This window comes from Bacillus sp. TH30, from assembly GCF_016650875.1.
GTDB classification, from domain to species: Bacteria; Bacillota; Bacilli; order Bacillales; family Bacillaceae_G; genus Bacillus_A; species Bacillus_A mycoides.
In genome coordinates, this window is sequence record NZ_JAEKEY010000002.1 from 4,973,222 (window position 1) to 4,988,835 (window position 15,614).

At 36.1% G+C, this 15,614-nt stretch carries 16 protein-coding genes; 11 read left to right on the plus strand and 5 right to left on the minus strand.

What is annotated here, in order from left to right; all coding sequences use genetic code 11:
• Positions 1–215: 215 nt before the first annotated feature.
• On the minus strand, positions 216–707 hold the full coding sequence (locus JFU20_RS27615; RefSeq protein WP_002013494.1) for a DinB family protein: 492 nt from the start codon (positions 705–707) through the stop codon (positions 216–218).
• Positions 708–1,058: 351 nt separating this feature from the next.
• Between JFU20_RS27615 and JFU20_RS27620 the strand changes: the two genes are divergently transcribed.
• From JFU20_RS27620 to JFU20_RS27650, 7 genes are all read left to right on the plus strand, one after another.
• A complete protein-coding gene (locus JFU20_RS27620) occupies positions 1,059–2,102 on the plus strand; it encodes an ArsR/SmtB family transcription factor (protein ID WP_201039136.1) in 1,044 nt (347 codons plus the stop codon).
• A gap of 57 nt (positions 2,103–2,159) precedes the next feature.
• Positions 2,160–3,374 (plus strand): MFS transporter, encoded by a 1,215-nt coding sequence (locus JFU20_RS27625; protein ID WP_002013490.1) that lies wholly within the window; start codon positions 2,160–2,162, stop codon positions 3,372–3,374.
• 97 nt (positions 3,375–3,471) lie between these two features.
• Positions 3,472–3,798: a heme-degrading monooxygenase HmoA gene (gene hmoA, locus JFU20_RS27630; protein ID WP_002013488.1), complete on the plus strand. Its 327-nt coding sequence runs from the start codon at positions 3,472–3,474 to the stop codon at positions 3,796–3,798.
• Positions 3,799–3,906: 108 nt separating this feature from the next.
• On the plus strand, positions 3,907–4,491 hold the full coding sequence (locus JFU20_RS27635; protein WP_002013486.1) for a hypothetical protein: 585 nt from the start codon (positions 3,907–3,909) through the stop codon (positions 4,489–4,491).
• Positions 4,492–4,579: 88 nt separating this feature from the next.
• Positions 4,580–5,287, plus strand: a complete 708-nt coding sequence (locus JFU20_RS27640; RefSeq protein WP_002013484.1) for a nucleotidyltransferase domain-containing protein — start codon at positions 4,580–4,582, stop codon at positions 5,285–5,287.
• 219 nt (positions 5,288–5,506) lie between these two features.
• Positions 5,507–5,926 carry a VOC family protein gene (locus JFU20_RS27645; protein WP_201039137.1) on the plus strand — a complete coding sequence of 140 codons (420 nt, stop codon included), beginning with the start codon at positions 5,507–5,509 and terminating at the stop codon, positions 5,924–5,926.
• Positions 5,927–6,277: 351 nt separating this feature from the next.
• On the plus strand, positions 6,278–7,060 hold the full coding sequence (locus JFU20_RS27650) for a class I SAM-dependent methyltransferase (RefSeq protein WP_002165565.1): 783 nt from the start codon (positions 6,278–6,280) through the stop codon (positions 7,058–7,060).
• 165 nt (positions 7,061–7,225) lie between these two features.
• On the opposite strand, the gene lsrF is transcribed toward JFU20_RS27650, so the two are convergent.
• From lsrF to JFU20_RS27670, 4 genes are read right to left on the minus strand one after another with little or no spacing between them, the layout of a single operon-like run.
• Entirely contained in the window at positions 7,226–8,008 is a 783-nt protein-coding gene (lsrF, locus tag JFU20_RS27655) for a 3-hydroxy-5-phosphonooxypentane-2,4-dione thiolase (RefSeq protein WP_201039138.1), read from the minus strand.
• Positions 8,009–8,014: 6 nt separating this feature from the next.
• The gene (locus JFU20_RS27660; protein ID WP_000921867.1) at positions 8,015–8,377 is read right to left on the minus strand and encodes a cupin domain-containing protein; all 363 of its coding nucleotides are present in this window, start codon (positions 8,375–8,377) and stop codon (positions 8,015–8,017) included.
• A 25-nt stretch (positions 8,378–8,402) separates the two neighbouring features.
• Entirely contained in the window at positions 8,403–9,965 is a 1,563-nt protein-coding gene (gene lsrK, locus JFU20_RS27665; protein WP_201039139.1) for an autoinducer-2 kinase, read from the minus strand.
• On the minus strand, positions 9,965–10,897 hold the full coding sequence (locus tag JFU20_RS27670) for a sugar-binding transcriptional regulator (protein WP_002165567.1): 933 nt from the start codon (positions 10,895–10,897) through the stop codon (positions 9,965–9,967). The genes lsrK and JFU20_RS27670 overlap by 1 nt, the downstream gene beginning before the upstream one ends.
• A 197-nt stretch (positions 10,898–11,094) precedes the next feature.
• Here JFU20_RS27670 and JFU20_RS27675 point away from each other — a divergent pair, with 197 nt between their 5' ends.
• Genes JFU20_RS27675 through lsrB form a run of 4 tightly spaced genes read left to right on the plus strand, consistent with a single transcriptional unit; the run spans position 11,095 to position 15,588 of the window.
• On the plus strand, positions 11,095–12,588 hold the full coding sequence (locus JFU20_RS27675) for a sugar ABC transporter ATP-binding protein (protein ID WP_201039140.1): 1,494 nt from the start codon (positions 11,095–11,097) through the stop codon (positions 12,586–12,588).
• Positions 12,585–13,553 (plus strand): ABC transporter permease subunit, encoded by a 969-nt coding sequence (locus tag JFU20_RS27680; protein ID WP_002142273.1) that lies wholly within the window; start codon positions 12,585–12,587, stop codon positions 13,551–13,553. Before JFU20_RS27675 ends, JFU20_RS27680 begins: the two co-directional genes overlap by 4 nt.
• Entirely contained in the window at positions 13,550–14,548 is a 999-nt protein-coding gene (locus JFU20_RS27685; protein WP_002189993.1) for an ABC transporter permease, read from the plus strand. The genes JFU20_RS27680 and JFU20_RS27685 overlap by 4 nt, the downstream gene beginning before the upstream one ends.
• Complete coding sequence (gene lsrB, locus JFU20_RS27690; protein ID WP_201039141.1) at positions 14,545–15,588, plus strand: autoinducer 2 ABC transporter substrate-binding protein LsrB; 1,044 nt, start codon at positions 14,545–14,547, stop codon at positions 15,586–15,588. The genes JFU20_RS27685 and lsrB overlap by 4 nt, the downstream gene beginning before the upstream one ends.
• The last annotated feature ends 26 nt before the right edge of the window (positions 15,589–15,614 follow it).

The following is a 15,614-nucleotide window of genomic DNA, read 5'->3' on the forward strand; positions in this document are numbered from 1 at the left end:
GTGGGAGATAATGGCTCAGAAATGTCCGATTGGTTTTGGTTGATAATCAGTGGGGGATGGACAAAATCCCACTGATTAAAGTTTTATTTTATCTATGTAGGACGTTTCTCCAACATGCAAAAAAGGTAAATGAGAGTTAGAATCTCATTTGCTTTTTTTGTACTTATTTTGCTAAATGTAGAATCATATGCTTATCTATCATCTTTAATCATTGCTTATAAATATGAACGATGAGATGGCCATGAACCTTGGAGTTTACGAAGTTGTATAATTTGTCCTGTATGATAAGCATCGTGCAATAGGATATTCATATATTGTTGCCAAACTGGTAGAGACGGACTTGGTTGATCCAGTTCTGCTTCTTGAAGGGATGTTAATGAAAATTGTAAGGCATCATGTACTTGGAGCGTTCGCTTCACTGTTTGTTGCCACGCTTCATCATCATTAGGTCCACCTTGGACAAACGTGTCATCATTATTTTGTGGAGCAACAAATGTGTCATCTTGATGTAAGCGGGAAAGTAAGCGCTCTTTAAAGATTAGTAAATGGTTTGCATTTTCCCAAATCGTATTACTGGCCTTTCCTTCTGGGTGCCAACATGCTTGTGCAGCAGTAAGATTCTTTAAAGCTTCTGATATCGGTGGGTACCATTCTTCTTCGTAAAAAACTTGCTTGACTCCATTTTGTAATATTTCTTTTTTACCCATTCGTATAGCCTCCTTAACTATGAGATAGACCAACAACAAGTGTTAGAGAAATTAGAAACGTACCTACTTATCATCTAATTGATATTTGGAAGTTTCTAAAAGAACAATACGGCGCCGTTGTAGTAATTACAGAAATAAACTTATGCTTTCTAAATCATTTTTCTAAATGTAATAAATTCTCCTTTCTCTTCAATAAACCTGCCTCATAGTTGAACAAGAAAATTAACTATAGCTTAAATTTAAAAATTTGTAGCAATATAAAGTTTCGGAAAGTTTTAAAATTCTAAAAAGTTAGAAGGTATAATTCGATGAATATAGAATTTAATACGTAGCAAATAAGGAGGGGATAAAATGGAAGTCTTTCACGTGACGAGTAGAAAAAGGGAAACGTACAACGTTCAAATGAGGTATTCGATACTTTTCGAATGTGCACTTGGCATTGCGGCAATTACTCATAAAAGGTTAATCGACACGCTTGAAAAATCTCAAAGCGAATGGGAAGAAATAAGACAATCTTTATCACATGAAATGATAGAGCATTTACAATTTGTCGAGAAGCATAATACGTGGAAAGCATTGCTACAGTTACTGTATGATGGAGATTTTATGGATTTATCTCAGTTTGTTCATAATATCAATTCGTTATCGGAAGTAGATTTTAAATATGTGTGCTTACCGTTTTTAGGAGAAATACATCAAGAAAAAAGACGTTTAGCATCTAGCGGAGAAATTTCAGCGGTACAAGAATTAATGGAGTTAACGCATGAACATCAGTTTTTCTCTACGTATATTGAGTTTATATGTAATGTAGACGTCCAGTTATTAAAGAGGCATTTAATTAATGTTATGACAGGATGGTATGAGGGTGTTATTAAGAAAGAAGAGGAGCAACTGCTCTCTATATTAAAGCGAGATTATGAAGCGAAAAATGCAATGAATAAAAAGATGAAACCGGAAGATTTTGTCGAGTGGGCAACAGGTGGCGTTACATATATGCCAGAGCCAAGTGTGCATCACGTACTTCTTATCCCGCAAATTACGTACAGACCGTGGAACATAGAAGCTGATATTGAAGATACGAAAGTGTTTCATTATCCGGTCGCAAATGAAAGTATACATCCGGAAGATTCGTATGAGCCGAGTTATTTCTTAGTTCATAAACATAAGGCGCTCGGGGACGAGGCAAGGCTTCGTATTGTAAAACTACTATTTGAACAAAAGCGTACGCTGCAAGAAATAACGGAAAGATTACAACTAGGAAAATCGACAGTACATCATCATTTGAAATTGTTACGTTCAGCAAAGTTAGTTGATATTCAAGACGGAAAATATGTATTGAGAAAGAAAGCAGTGCAGTCTTTAGCGAAAGAATTAGATGCATTTTTGAATAGATAATATACAACGAGAATGTACATAAAGGGAGGAATTTAATAGAAAAGTTGGTGAGCTATAGTGAAAAGTGTATTGAAAAACCGTTCATTCTTTTATATGTGGATTGGTAGTGCAATTTCAGAATTAGGCGGGGCTTTCGGGACGTTATGTAATTCAATTCTTGTATATGAGTTAACAGGATCGAAAACAGCATTAAGCAGTATGTGGTTACTATATCTAATTCCTTCTCTCATACTGCAACTTATAAGTGGGCCATTTATTGATAAATGGAGCCGAAAGTGGATTATGATTTTTTCGCAATGGATGCGGGCATCTGTTTTCTTACTGCCTTTGGCGATGCTAGTTACTAGCAGTATAGAAGTTTGGCACATTTACGTTGTCCAAATTATAGTTGGTCTCATTACGCCTCTTTATACCCCTGCGAGCCAAGCGATTACACCAACTGTTGTGAATAAAGAGCAGCTTCAAGACGCGAATGCGTATATTGATGGAATGACTCGTCTTATGATGTTTCTCGCGCCAGTAATAGGTGGTATCGTCATTAAATTTATTGGAATCGAACTTACGCTATCTTTCGTATGTATGTGTTTATTTATAAGCGGAGGATTATTGCTTTTCATAAAAGAAAAGAGGGTACAGCAAGAACTTCGAAAAACGTGGCTAGAAGAGTTTCTTCACGGCTTTACATACTTTTTCACAAAACCAGTTATCGTTTGGCTAGGTATCTTTCTAACATTCGTTCAATTTGGAGTAGGAGTAACGATGGTTACGAATCTTCCTTATATTAAAGACGAACTATCGGCAGGGTATGCTGAATACGGTTATTTTATGGCAGGATTCCCACTTGGCTATGTAGTTGGTTCCATGTTAGTTGGAAAAGTAACATATAAAAGCCGGCGAATACTTATGCTTGGAGGATTGTTTATAGGTGGCCTCACATACATTTCTCTAGGGTTCAATCACAGTATTATAATTGCGGTAATTATTGAAGTAATTGCAGGTATTTGTATTTCATTTTTCAATGTTCATAATACGACGATATGCCAACAAACAGTCCCGAACAATATGATAGGGAAAGTATTTTCAGTACGACTATTTTTCATACGATCCGCTATGCCATTAGGTGTGTTATTAGGGGGAATACTGAGTGAAATGTGGGGAGTGAGAGTACTATACTTTATCATTGGTTCGATTATATGTGTCACTTCTTTAATAGGAATATTGCTTCCGTATTTCAAATTTTTAGATGAGGCGATTGAGGAGAAATCTGCATAATGCTAAAGATTCGAAACTTTATAATTGAAAATAATTATCATAATCAATTATAATAGAAGAATACTAGTATTCGTATTACAAAGAGGGAGTGGAATATATGTTTATCGAAACGAAGACATTTACAGTAAAAGAAGGTACATCTAATATAGTTGTAGAGCGTTTCACAGGAGAAGGAATTATTGAAAAATTTGAAGGATTCATCGACTTAAGTGTTCTCGTTAAAAAAGTAAGACGCGGAGACGAAGAAGTTGTAGTTATGATTCGCTGGGAATCTGAAGAAGCATGGAAAAACTGGGAAACAAGTGAAGAGCATTTAGCTGGACATAGAGCGGGACGCGGTAAACCAAAACCAGATCATATCATTAACGTTGAACATGGGGTTTATTATGTGAAATCATCGAAATCGGCTTATCAACAGTCGTAATATATAATTAAAAAGAGAGGATATTTGTTTTTTAATAAAACAGATATCCTCTCTTTTTGATTTATAGTAAAATATGGATGTTAGATATGTTTATTTTTTTAGTTATAAATGGAGGTAAATAAAGTGAAAAAAATGTTATTGATGGCTGCTTTAGCAACTACATTATTATCAGCGTGTAGTGATAATAATGTGAAAGAAGAAGCATCTAAACATGCAGAAAAACGTGAAAATAGTGCAAAAATAGAAGAGCAGAAAGATTATATAATTATTGATATGAATCATTATGAAATATCTCTAAAAGATTCTAGCTCAAATAAAGAAGGTAGCGTGAAAGTAAGTTTAAGTAATTTAAACCCAACAAAATGGAAGGCACCTATAAGAAACGGTAGCCTAGATATAGGTGATCATATCTCTTTGGAAAAAGAAGGGGATAAATATACACCTACATTAGTAAAAGATCTTGCAGGTGAAATAAAGTATGATGGTACAATTAAATATAAAATTTTAGAAGCAACTAATAAGTCAGTAAAGTGGTTTCCACTAAATAAAGAGAACAATGGAGGGTATGTTCCACCAGAGATGGTAAAAGTGGTGAATGCTTCGAAAATAAAAGCTGGAGATATTGTAACGATTCAAGATAAAACAAAAAGTAGTGAAGACGAAATTGTATATGAACTGACAATTGTTGAATAAGTAGGAAGTGGGCTAAAGGTATAAGAGAAGTAAAATATGTTACAGTCACGAATAACTCTCATAATAATAAAATGCTTGGAGGTTACGAATGTTAGAAGCCCGATTACCTATTCAACATGAACAACATAAAATATTAGTACAAACTATCTTAAGCGAAAGTTTATCTATAGATAAAGTAAACGGATTAATGCTCATCGGATCTGTTGCAAGAGGAGATGCATATCCTGAATCCGATTTAGATTTATATATTCTTTTAGAGGACGGACAAAATAAGAAATTTCATTCCGAAACAAGAAAAGGTATTTTAGTTGAATACAAGTATGCTGATTTTAATCAAATACAAGTAAACTTTAAAAATAATCCGATGGAACTATACTCTTTTTTAGAAGGGAAAATTTTATTTGATAAAAGCGGTGAGTTAAAAAGGTTAAAAGAAATAGCTAAACATAAATTTGAAAACTACCGTGTTTCTAGTGAGAAAGTAAAAGGCATTTTTCATTGGTTAAATAGTTCGTTAATTAAAATCCAGTCTGCATTGAAAGCAAAAGATGAGTTAAAAGCTTCATACATAGTTCACACATCAATGTGGACATTGCTAGAGGGAATCTGGGCTATTAATAACAAGCCGACACCTCCAGCTGGATCTGCTTTAAGGTATACTCAAGCATTATCTATTAAACCGACTAATTTTGATGATTTGCTTAATAAAGTGTTCTTAGGGGATACGACAGAGCGGATTTCTTCAGCAATTTTCTTGATTGAGTGGATTTTAACCAATTTGGAGAATAAACAATAGGGCTACTACGATTCTCAATTTTTATCAGTAAAGTGATATTCCGTGTCGAATTGTTCATATAATTTCATTCATTGTATTCCAAATGTTGCATTTTAAAAAACGTTCTAGACTATAGGGGAAAGTATTAGACTATTAAAAATAGTATAATACTTTCCCCTTGAATATTTAAGTGTTATCAATATGAGTCTATATAACCGCTGTTTAAAAGGAGATGAGTGAATGAGGTTGAATCATTTGAATCTATGTGTTGATGATTTATCAGAAGCTAGACATTTCTTTGAAACATTTTTTGATTTTCAATTTTTGGAACAAAAGGGAAAGGCCCTTATAGTGATGAGTGATGAGAGTGGATTTATACTCGTGTTAAGTGATCCAAAAGCGTTCAAGGGGAAAAAGGACGTTACATATCCTGAAGCTTTTCATATTGGTTTTTTGGTGGAAACTTCAAGTGAAGTTGATCGAGCATATAATCGTTTAGTAACTGGGGGCATTGAAATAGACAAGGAACCTTATACAATGAGAGGTAGTAGTTATGGTTTTTATTTTACAATATTTAATGGATTATTAATTGAAGTTTCTTGCCTTGACTATAGAGATGGTAAGAAAGTTTCAAAACTGAATGGCACTCATCAAGAATAATTCTTTGAAGGTGTATATATAGCCCCTTATCCAGTTTGGAAAGGGGCTTGATCATTTTATTCGCTTTTTTAATGGAACACTAAAGTGAAAAAGAAGCGTCTTTTAGTCAGAAATCCGACTTATGAGACAGTTCCTTTATTTTTGTTTTCATATTTTATTATAACTGAAACAATTCTCATTTTTTGTAATATAATCAATTAATTGGAATATTGCGAAAAATGGGGTGTTAATGTGTTAAAATAAATATAGAAAACCATTTATTAACTATCGGCAGGTTAATAGAAAAAGGGTGTAAATAGTTAATAATGTCACAATTAAAATGCAACTAGATAGTTAGGAGGAATCATTATAATGGATACTACACAACAAAATAGTAATGCATGGGATAAGAAGGTTGAAGAAGGTTCTAGATACACTCAACCTGTAAGTAGTGAGGTTATTGAAAAAAGTAAATCAGGTGAATGGGAAATCACAGTCACCACAGAAAAATCAGTTCCTAGAGATTGGTTTCCAAAGTCATTAGTGGGATTAAAGATACTTTGTTTAGCATCAGGTGGAGGGCAACAAGCACCAGTACTGGCTGCTGCTGGAGCAGATGTAACAGTTACTGATATATCTAAGAAGCAATTGGAACAAGATGAAATGGTAGCGGAACGGGATGGATTAACTTTAAAAACAGTACAAGGAGATATGTCAGACCTTAGTGATTTTGAAGATGAATATTTTGATATTGTCGTAAATCCTGTTTCTAATTTGTTTGTAAAAGATGTTCATCTTGTATGGAATGAGATTTCAAGGGTTTTAAAGAATAAAGGTATTCTTATTTCTGGATTTACAAATCCTTTACTATGGATTTTTGATGACAACCAAGAACAAAAAGGTATTTTGGATGTTAAACATTCAATACCTTCATCAACATTGGATTATTTACCAGAGGATGAAGTTCAAGATTATATTAATTTAAATCAAACAATAGAATACGCACATACTCTAGAAGATCAAATCCAAGGTCAAGTTGAAGCTGGTTTTGTTATAACGGGTTTTTACGAGGATGATTTTGGTGGAACAAGGATATTAGATAAGCATATTAAAACTTTTATTGCTACAAAAGCTATAAAGTTAAAGGTTGATTAAAATTTTTGGCTCGTTAGTCGAAGAAGGAAACTTGAAAACAGTAAAAGTTCAATGTATGTCAAAAAGGATGGCAAGTGCCATCCTTTTCCTTGTGTAGTTTGGTGTCAAAACAAGTTTTACTCCTCTTAACTGAACCCGTTATAATAAATAGTCCATCTTTTCACATTAATTTTTCACATCATTATATAGTTCCAGCGCCTCTTTCACATTCAATCTATTTTTCACAATACCATGTATCGCTTGAATCATCGCAGCTGGATGTTCGGACTGCCATATGTTTCGACCCATGTCTACTCCGATTGCGCCTTCTTGCAGCGCATTGTACGTAATGTTTAATGCGTCTTCGATTGAATCTAGTTTTGGGCCGCCTGCGATTACGACTGGAGCAGGGCATGTGCTTGTGATTTTTTCGAATCCTTCGCAGTAGTAAGTTTTAATAATGTCAGCTCCCATTTCAACACATACGCGGGAGGCGAGTGCCAGAAAGCGAGCTTCTCGTTTTTGTAGTTCTTTCGCAACGGCGGTAATACCGAGTACTGGCAGGCCGTAATCGTGAGCTTCAGAGACTACGTTTGCGAGATTTGAAATAGTTTGTGTTTCATAGTCCGATCCAACAAAGACAGAAACGCCGACGCCAATTGCGTTTTGTTTTACTGCTTCTTTCACAGGTGTAACAATTGTTTCATTCGCTAAATCTTTGCCGACTACAGTTGCTCCGCCTGATACACGCATAACCATCGGTGTGCTGCAGTTTTCAGGAATACAGGAACTTAATACGCCTCGTGTTAAAAAGAGGGAATCAGTATATGGAAGCAAGTTTTTAACTGTTTCTAACGGTTGTTCTAGTCCGTGAATCGGTCCTAAAAAGTAGCCGTGATCTATCGCTAACATAACCGCTCTGCCGTCAGGTAAAATTGTGTTTAATCGATTTTTAAATCCCCAAGTCATTAGGAATCACTCCTTCGTTAATGTTGGATTTTCAGTTTGTACAGTATCTTTATTTGGTAAATGTGGTGACTTTATAAAAACAGCTTTAAAAGGCTTATCGGAATGGTTAATAAGATAATGAGATTCATGAGGGCGAACTTGCAAGACATCACCTTGTTTGATCGGAACTCTCTCGTTATTCACATAGAAATCTATTTCGCCTTCTAACGCATAGAAGACTTCTTCGCACGTTGTATGATAGTGATTTTGAAACTCTTGCCCAGGCTGAATAACGACTAGGCCAAGATCGATATTTGGACCTTGTATTAAATATTTAGGCCCGTTATCACCGAAGCGATAGGTGAAATCATCCTCATTCACTTTAAGCATAGAAATCACTCCTTTATGTAATGTGTTACAGCGCACCTGGGGCAATCCACATATGTGATGTGAGGCCTTTATCAGCTAAAGAAAGTTGGCTAGCATACACTGTTTTCCATGTTTCATAGAATCCTTTATAAAGCTCATGATTTTCAGCGTTTGGCTTAAATGTGTTTTCCCACTGTACAAATTGTTCGGCAGTTTCTTCCATCGATTCAAAAATGCCTACGCCAACTCCAGCGGCAATTGCCGTACCTAAAGCAGCGGCTTCTTTTACAACGGGTACTTTAACAGAGATTCCGAGGACATCTGCTAGTATTTGTGGCCAAAGTTTACCTTTAGCAGCGCCGCCAGCAAAGGTTACTTCAGAAGGGAAATTACCTGTGAGAGCTTCTATTAATTTCAAGTTGCCGAGTGTAACGAAGGCGGCATTCTCTTCAATTGCGCGGAACATTTCTTTCTTACCGCATTTTTCAGCATCTAAGCTCAAATTTAAAAAGGATGGTGCAGCATGTCGCCAAGAAATATAATTCATTACATTTGAAAAAGTGGGGATTATGCCATGTGAGCCTACAGGAACTTCTTTCGCTTGTTCTTCTAGTAATTCATAAGCATCTACACCGAGTTTTTCAGCGAGCCGTTTTTCTTCATGGCAAAAGGCATCTCGAAACCACCTCATAACAAGGCCAGGGAAGAAAGCGATTGTTTCGTATTGCCATAGGTTAGGAACGACATGGCAATTTACGCGAAGTGCCGCATTTGGATCAGTTTCTGGTTTTGTTATATTTACTTCTTGTTGCCAAAAACTGCCCCCGCATATAAATGTTTGTTCAGGTTTTACAACTCCAGTTCCAAGCGATGCCATTTGTGCATCTCCGCCGCCAGCAACGACCGGTGTTCCTTCATGTAATCCTGTTAACTCAGCACTTCGTTTTGTGATATTCCCGATAACTGTACCAGCTTCATTTACTTTTGGAGAAAAGGCTAGAGTAAGACCGCATTGCTCAGCAACCCAGTTATCCCAAGCTCTATTTTGTAAATCGAATATACCGGACGTACATCCGTTTGAAGGATCAATTTGTAGTACGCCGCACAATTTATATAAAATCCAATCGTTTAACATCGTGAAAGAATGAATGTTTTTGTACACGTCTGGTTCATGCTTTTTTATCCAAAGTAAGCGAGGTAAAGCACCTAACGAAAAAGTTTGACCGGATTTTTTATATAAATCCTCTTCAATTTCGGAACGAATTTGTTTTAGTTCACTAACTTCCGCTGACGCGCGACCATCAACATTTGCACAAGCCCATATTTCCTGCCCGTTTTTATCGTATAAAACAAAGCCTTCACGCATACTCGTTGCACTAATACCTTTAATAGAAGAGGAGGACGTATTACTTTTTTGAAGAACCTCTTTCGTACATTGTTGAACGAGCTGCCAGTTTTCAGTTACATCAAAATTCATAGAACCAGGGTAACGACTATCTGATTTATGAATCCATTCTTTTTGACTAACAGCAAGTTGATTACCGTTTAAATCAAAAAGAACTGCTCGAATGCTCCCTGTACCAGCGTCGTAAGCTAATAGAGTAGACATTAAGAGTCACCTTCCTTTCTTAATAAGGAGAGGGCAGTTTCTTCATCGGTAATTAATGTATGAATGAACTTTCCTTTTAAGGCGCCGTAAATTGCAGCTATCTTTTCCGTACCGCCAGCTACACCAACGACATGTTTCATATTTTGAAGAACAGAGAGTGGTGTGCCGATAAGACGGTTATGATGGGGAAGTTCTAATTGTTTTCCGTCAGTATTATAAAATTGCCCTAAAATATCTCCAGCCCCGTGTTGACTACGTATATAAGTCATTTCACGTAGTGTTAATTTTTCTTCTTTCACAATTGTGGCGTCTTGAGATAAGCTGCCAATGCCAACTACTGCTGTATGAGCGAGTGAAGCGACGTGAAGCATATCTTTCACGCTCGGTTCAGATAGAATAATTTGTGTCATTTCGTTTGTAGATGTTAGAAAAGGGGTAGGAATAATATGAAGATCGCCTTGCATGTAGTTTAAATAGCTTTGATTTCTTGGAATATAGTGATTTACGCCTCCTGTAAGAGTAACGATTGAAAGACTCATAGAGCTATCAAAATGAATGTTTTCTAGCATTTTACTTATCGTCTCTCCCCAGCCAATCCCAAGTAAATCACCTTGTTGCAATTGAGTTTCTAAATATTGTGCGGCAGCTTTTCCGAGTGAAAATGCATAATCCTCAGTTGGCGTTGGAATAACGAAAGCATCTTTTAGATGGAATTTTTTCATAAGATCACGTTCGATGCTTAAACAGTGCAAACCAGTACCTTTTACGTGAAATGTGACGACACCTTCCGTCCGTGCTTTATCTAACAACCGAACGACTTTATTTCTTGAAATGTGAAGAAGTGAAGCAATTTCTTGCTGGGTTAATTGATCTTTATAATAGTACCAAGCTACTTTTGTTAACAAATTGTCTTCAAAGTTCAGCTGTGACATGCTCTTCATCCCTTTCAACAATTGACCACTGCTTAAACATATGTGTTCGTTATTTTGTTTATTCCAGTTGAGGCGATAAATAGCCCAATGAAAAAAGTGTTCTAGATATGAAAAAAGAAATATACAATGCTACAAAACAAGTAGAACAAAAAATCATTTTCTCAAAAAATGTTCTGCATAAAGGCAGGTGACAACATGTGGAGAGCGTGCCCTTATTACAAGTTACAAAGATGAGTAAATCATTTGCAGATCAACTCGTATTAAAAGAAGTCAATTTACAATTAGAGCGTGGAGATATATACGCTTTAGTTGGAGGAAATGGTGCTGGGAAATCAACGTTAATGAAAATACTAACGGGCTTGTATTCATACGATTCAGGAAAGATGTTTGTGAAAGGGGAAGTACAACAGTTTTCAAACACAGCAGAAGCACATCAACAGGGCATTTATTTAATTCCTCAAGAGCCGCTCATCTTTCCTCATATGACAATTGAAGAGAACATTTGTATCGGAATGAAAGCGAAAAAGAAAGAGCTTCGAAATAAAATTAAAAAGTTGCTAGAAGACTTAGGGTGGAACATTCAACTTCGTGAGCTAGGGGTATCGTTATCCATCGCCCAGCAACAATTAGTAGAAATATTGAGGGGATTAATAAGAGAAGCTGAGATTCTTATTTTAGATGAGCCAACATCGACATTAACAACTCACGAAATTAAGAGTCTTTTTGTGTTGATGAAAAGTTTAAGAGAAAAAGGAATTGGCATGATTTATATTACGCATCGTTTTCCAGAAATCTTTGAAATTTCGAATAAAGTAGCAATTTTACGTGACGGAATGATTGTAAGTCAAGGGGATGTATCAAGCTATACATATGACATGCTAATGGAGGGGTTATTACCGAAAGGTTATAAACTTGAGGAGAAGAAAGAAATCACGCAAGAAGAAATAGAGCATTCGGAAAAAGTATTAGATGTCACGAATGCGTCTAGTTATGCGTTTCAAAATGTATCATTAACTGTACACACTGGAGAAGTTGTAGGGATTGCAGGTATCGTCGGATCAGGTAGGACTGAATTAGCTGAATCAATATTTGGATTAATGCCTTTGAAATCAGGTTCTGTTTTATTAGAGGGAAAATCCATTACGAAGTATTCGGTACATAAGCGAATAAAGGAAGGTATGGTGTATGTACCGGAGGACAGGGCAGGGAATGGCATTTTTTCAATTGCGTCTGTGAAAGAAAATATAACAGCTGCATTTTTAAACAGTATGAGTAGCTTCTTTTTAAATAACAAAAAAGAAAGCGCTTTATCTGAATTGTATATAAAACAGTTTCGAATTGTTGTCCCTCATATGAATGAGAAAATGACGTCTTTATCAGGTGGGAACCAACAGAAGGTCGTGCTAGCGAAATATCTTGCATGTAATCCGAAAGTGATTATTCTTGATGAACCGACCCGCGGTATTGATGCGAAAGCAAGATTAGAAGTATACGAAACGATACAAAGTTTGAAGAGAAAGGGACTTGCGCTCATATTAATTTCTTCAGATATGGAAGAAATCGCTCAATTAGCGAATCGTGTTTATGTGATGAGAAACGGAGGATTCGTCTCTCATTTGGAGAAGAAGGAAATTTGTATTGATGAAGTTACACGCCTTGCGTACGGAGGAAAGGGAGGTGTAACGGAGTGAACCGTTTATTTAAAATGCATGAGACGTCTATTATTATTTTATTACTTCTTTACATAGCCTTCGTTGGAGTAATGAATCCTAGTTTTGTTCAGTTTAGCTCTTTATCTTTAATTATGAAATCAAGCGTTATTTTAGTTATTTTGGCAATTGGTCAATCTTTCGTATTGTTTACGAAAAACATAGATGTATCAGTAGGATCTATTATGGGATTAAGCGCTGCGGTTTGCGGGATGTTGTTAACAGATGGATACAGTGCCTTTATTTCAATATTTGTGGCAATTATACTTGGTGCTCTTATTGGTATGGTAAATGGAATTGGCGTTACGAAATTTCGAGTGCCAGCTATCATTATGACATTAGGAATGCTCGGTATTATTAGAGGTGCAATGTTACTATTCACGGGCGGAAAGTGGATTGAAGATATTCCGAATGAGTATAAACAAATTTCTTCTATTATGATGTTAGGCATTCCGGTAACGGTATGGACCGTTCTTATCATATTACTACTACTATATTTCTTTTTAATGAAAGTACAAATTGGAAGATATTTTTATGCTGTCGGTGATAATGAAGATGGTGCAAGGCTTATTGGAATACATGTAGATAAAGTGAAAATATACGCGTTTATCATATCAGGCATAAGTGCTGGGCTCGCTGGATGTATATTCGTAATGAATATTGGATTCGTTCCAAATCAAACAGGTACAGGGATAGAATTGCAAGTTATCGCCGCTGCTGTTTTAGGTGGTATACATTTAAAAGGAGGAACAGGTTCTATATTTGGAGCGGCATTAGGTGCATTTTTTTTAGAAGTGATAAGCAGTTCACTCGTCTTTTTAAAAATACCTGCATTTTGGAATAGTGCTATTTCAGGATTTTTACTTTTACTCATCATCATATTAGATAGTGTCTTGAAAAAATGGAAGAAACTCCGGCAACTAGAAGAAAGAAGGGTGAATCTATGAGGGGAATACGTAGTTTGTATAGATGGGAAGGGGTTCTTCTCATATTGCTTCTCGTAGAACTCATTCTCTTTAGTTTCATAAATAGTGATTTCTTAAACATTAGTAACCTCCTTTTTAGTATGAACGATTTCCTCATTATTTCAATCGCGGCTATTCCGATGACATTTGTCATTGTAACTGGCGGAATTGATGTATCAGTAGGATCTATTATGGGGCTTACTTCGATTCTTATCGGAGCACTTTGGATGAATGGCATGCCTATACTGTTGGCCGTTATCATTGCGCTCGTAATAAGTTGCATAGCGGGCGGATTAAATGGACTTATTATAAAAATGACAGATGTAGAACCTCTTGTCGTTACACTTGGAACGATGTTTTTATATGCAGGAATCGCCCTTGTTATTTCAGGTGGTTCGGGTGCAGCGGGCTATGAAGGAATAAGTGGTTTACCAGATTCGTATGTGCAAATGGCAAATGGTAGTTTTATCGGTATACCTAATCTATTATGGCTCCTTGTCATTTTAACGATAGTATTTACGATATTGTTTCACCGTACAACATATGGTCGCTACGCAAAATTAACTGGCGCAAATGAAAGTACGGCGAGATATTCCGGCATTCGAACGAAGAAAGTAGTAATTATTGCTTACGTACTTTCTGGGTTAGGAGGTGGATTAGGAGGAGCTTTCTTAACAGCTTATTTCGGTTCAGCTCGTGCAGATATTGGAAGTGAAACGATTTTGCCAGTAATTACGGCAGTTGTATTAGGCGGCACACTTATTACAGGCGGAAAAGGGAGTATTATTGGGACAGTACTAGCGAGTATTTTTATAGGACTCATGCAGTACGGTTTACAAATGACGGGCTTAACGAATGAACAATCTAATGTAGTAATAGGTATTATCCTTATTGTTTCTGTTATTATGAGACATTTTAAATTACAACGATTCACTACGGGGAAAAGAAGGAATTTGCATAAGGGGGAAATGTCATGAAGAGAAAACTGGGGATTGTTATTATTATGTGTATTTGTTTAATCGGTTTAATTGCTTGTTCTAGCCAAACAGCGGATAAGAAAAAAGCAGATGATGTAAAATTTGCGTTCATTCCGAAATTAACGGGAGTTGGCTTCTTCACATCAGGTGGTGAAGGTGCAAAAGAGATGGGAGATAAGTTAGGTGTACAAGTGAAGTACGATGGACCGTCTGAGGCAAGTGTATCAGGGCAAGTAAAATATATAAACAATTTTATTAACCAAAACTATGATGCAATTATGGTTTCATCTACGTCAGTTGATGGTCTCTCGCAATCATTACAACGTGCAAAGAAAAAAGGGATGACAGTATTAACGTGGGATTCTGATGTGAATCCGAAAGACCGTTCGTTTTATATTAGCCAAGGTACACCAGACCAACTTGCAAATTTATTAATTGAAATGACTTCTAAGCAAATTGGGGATAAAGGAAAAGTAGCATTCTTTTATTCTAGCCCAACAGTAACAGATCAAAACCAATGGGTAACGAAAGCAAAAGAAATTATTAAAAAGAAATATCCGAATTGGGAAATTGTAACAACGCAATACGGTGAAAATAATGCGCAAAAATCTTTATCAGTTGGAGAGAGCATTTTAAAAACATATCCAGATATTAACGCAGTAATATGTCCAGATGCAACAGCACTACCAGCAATGGCACAAGCAGCTGAGAATTTGAAAATGGATAAGAAAGTAGTCGTAACGGGGTTTTCGACACCGAACGTTATGCGTGATTATGTGAAACGAGGAACAGTACAACAATTTGGATTATGGGATGTAAAACAACAAGGTGCACTAGCAACTTATGTTGCAAATGAAATTGTTGTAAAAGGGAAGAAGTTAAAAGTCGGAGATAGCTTTGAAGTAAAAGGAATCGGAAAAGTGAAAGTAGAGCCGAACTCTATTCAAGGGTATGACTATGAGGCAGAAGGAAATGGTATTATCGTATTACCTGAACGAGTTGTATTTACGAAGGATAATATTGATAAGTATAATTTCTAGTAGAAAATAAAAACGTCCGAATATAT

Excerpts from the sequence above, each read along its gene's own strand:
- JFU20_RS27615 (WP_002013494.1), bottom strand. The coding sequence starts at position 707 with ATGGGTAAAAAAGAAATATTACAAAATGGAGTCAAGCAAGTTTTTTAC.
- JFU20_RS27620 (WP_201039136.1), top strand. The coding sequence starts at position 1,059 with ATGGAAGTCTTTCACGTGACGAGTAGAAAAAGGGAAACGTACAACGTT.
- hmoA (WP_002013488.1), top strand. The coding sequence starts at position 3,472 with ATGTTTATCGAAACGAAGACATTTACAGTAAAAGAAGGTACATCTAAT.
- JFU20_RS27635 (WP_002013486.1), top strand. The coding sequence starts at position 3,907 with ATGGAGGTAAATAAAGTGAAAAAAATGTTATTGATGGCTGCTTTAGCA.
- JFU20_RS27640 (WP_002013484.1), top strand. The coding sequence starts at position 4,580 with ATGTTAGAAGCCCGATTACCTATTCAACATGAACAACATAAAATATTA.
- JFU20_RS27645 (WP_201039137.1), top strand. The coding sequence starts at position 5,507 with ATGAGGTTGAATCATTTGAATCTATGTGTTGATGATTTATCAGAAGCT.
- JFU20_RS27650 (WP_002165565.1), top strand. The coding sequence starts at position 6,278 with ATGGATACTACACAACAAAATAGTAATGCATGGGATAAGAAGGTTGAA.
- lsrF (WP_201039138.1), bottom strand. The coding sequence starts at position 8,008 with ATGACTTGGGGATTTAAAAATCGATTAAACACAATTTTACCTGACGGC.
- JFU20_RS27660 (WP_000921867.1), bottom strand. The coding sequence starts at position 8,377 with ATGCTTAAAGTGAATGAGGATGATTTCACCTATCGCTTCGGTGATAAC.
- lsrK (WP_201039139.1), bottom strand. The coding sequence starts at position 9,965 with ATGTCTACTCTATTAGCTTACGACGCTGGTACAGGGAGCATTCGAGCA.
- JFU20_RS27670 (WP_002165567.1), bottom strand. The coding sequence starts at position 10,897 with ATGTCACAGCTGAACTTTGAAGACAATTTGTTAACAAAAGTAGCTTGG.
- JFU20_RS27685 (WP_002189993.1), top strand. The coding sequence starts at position 13,550 with ATGAGGGGAATACGTAGTTTGTATAGATGGGAAGGGGTTCTTCTCATA.
- lsrB (WP_201039141.1), top strand. The coding sequence starts at position 14,545 with ATGAAGAGAAAACTGGGGATTGTTATTATTATGTGTATTTGTTTAATC.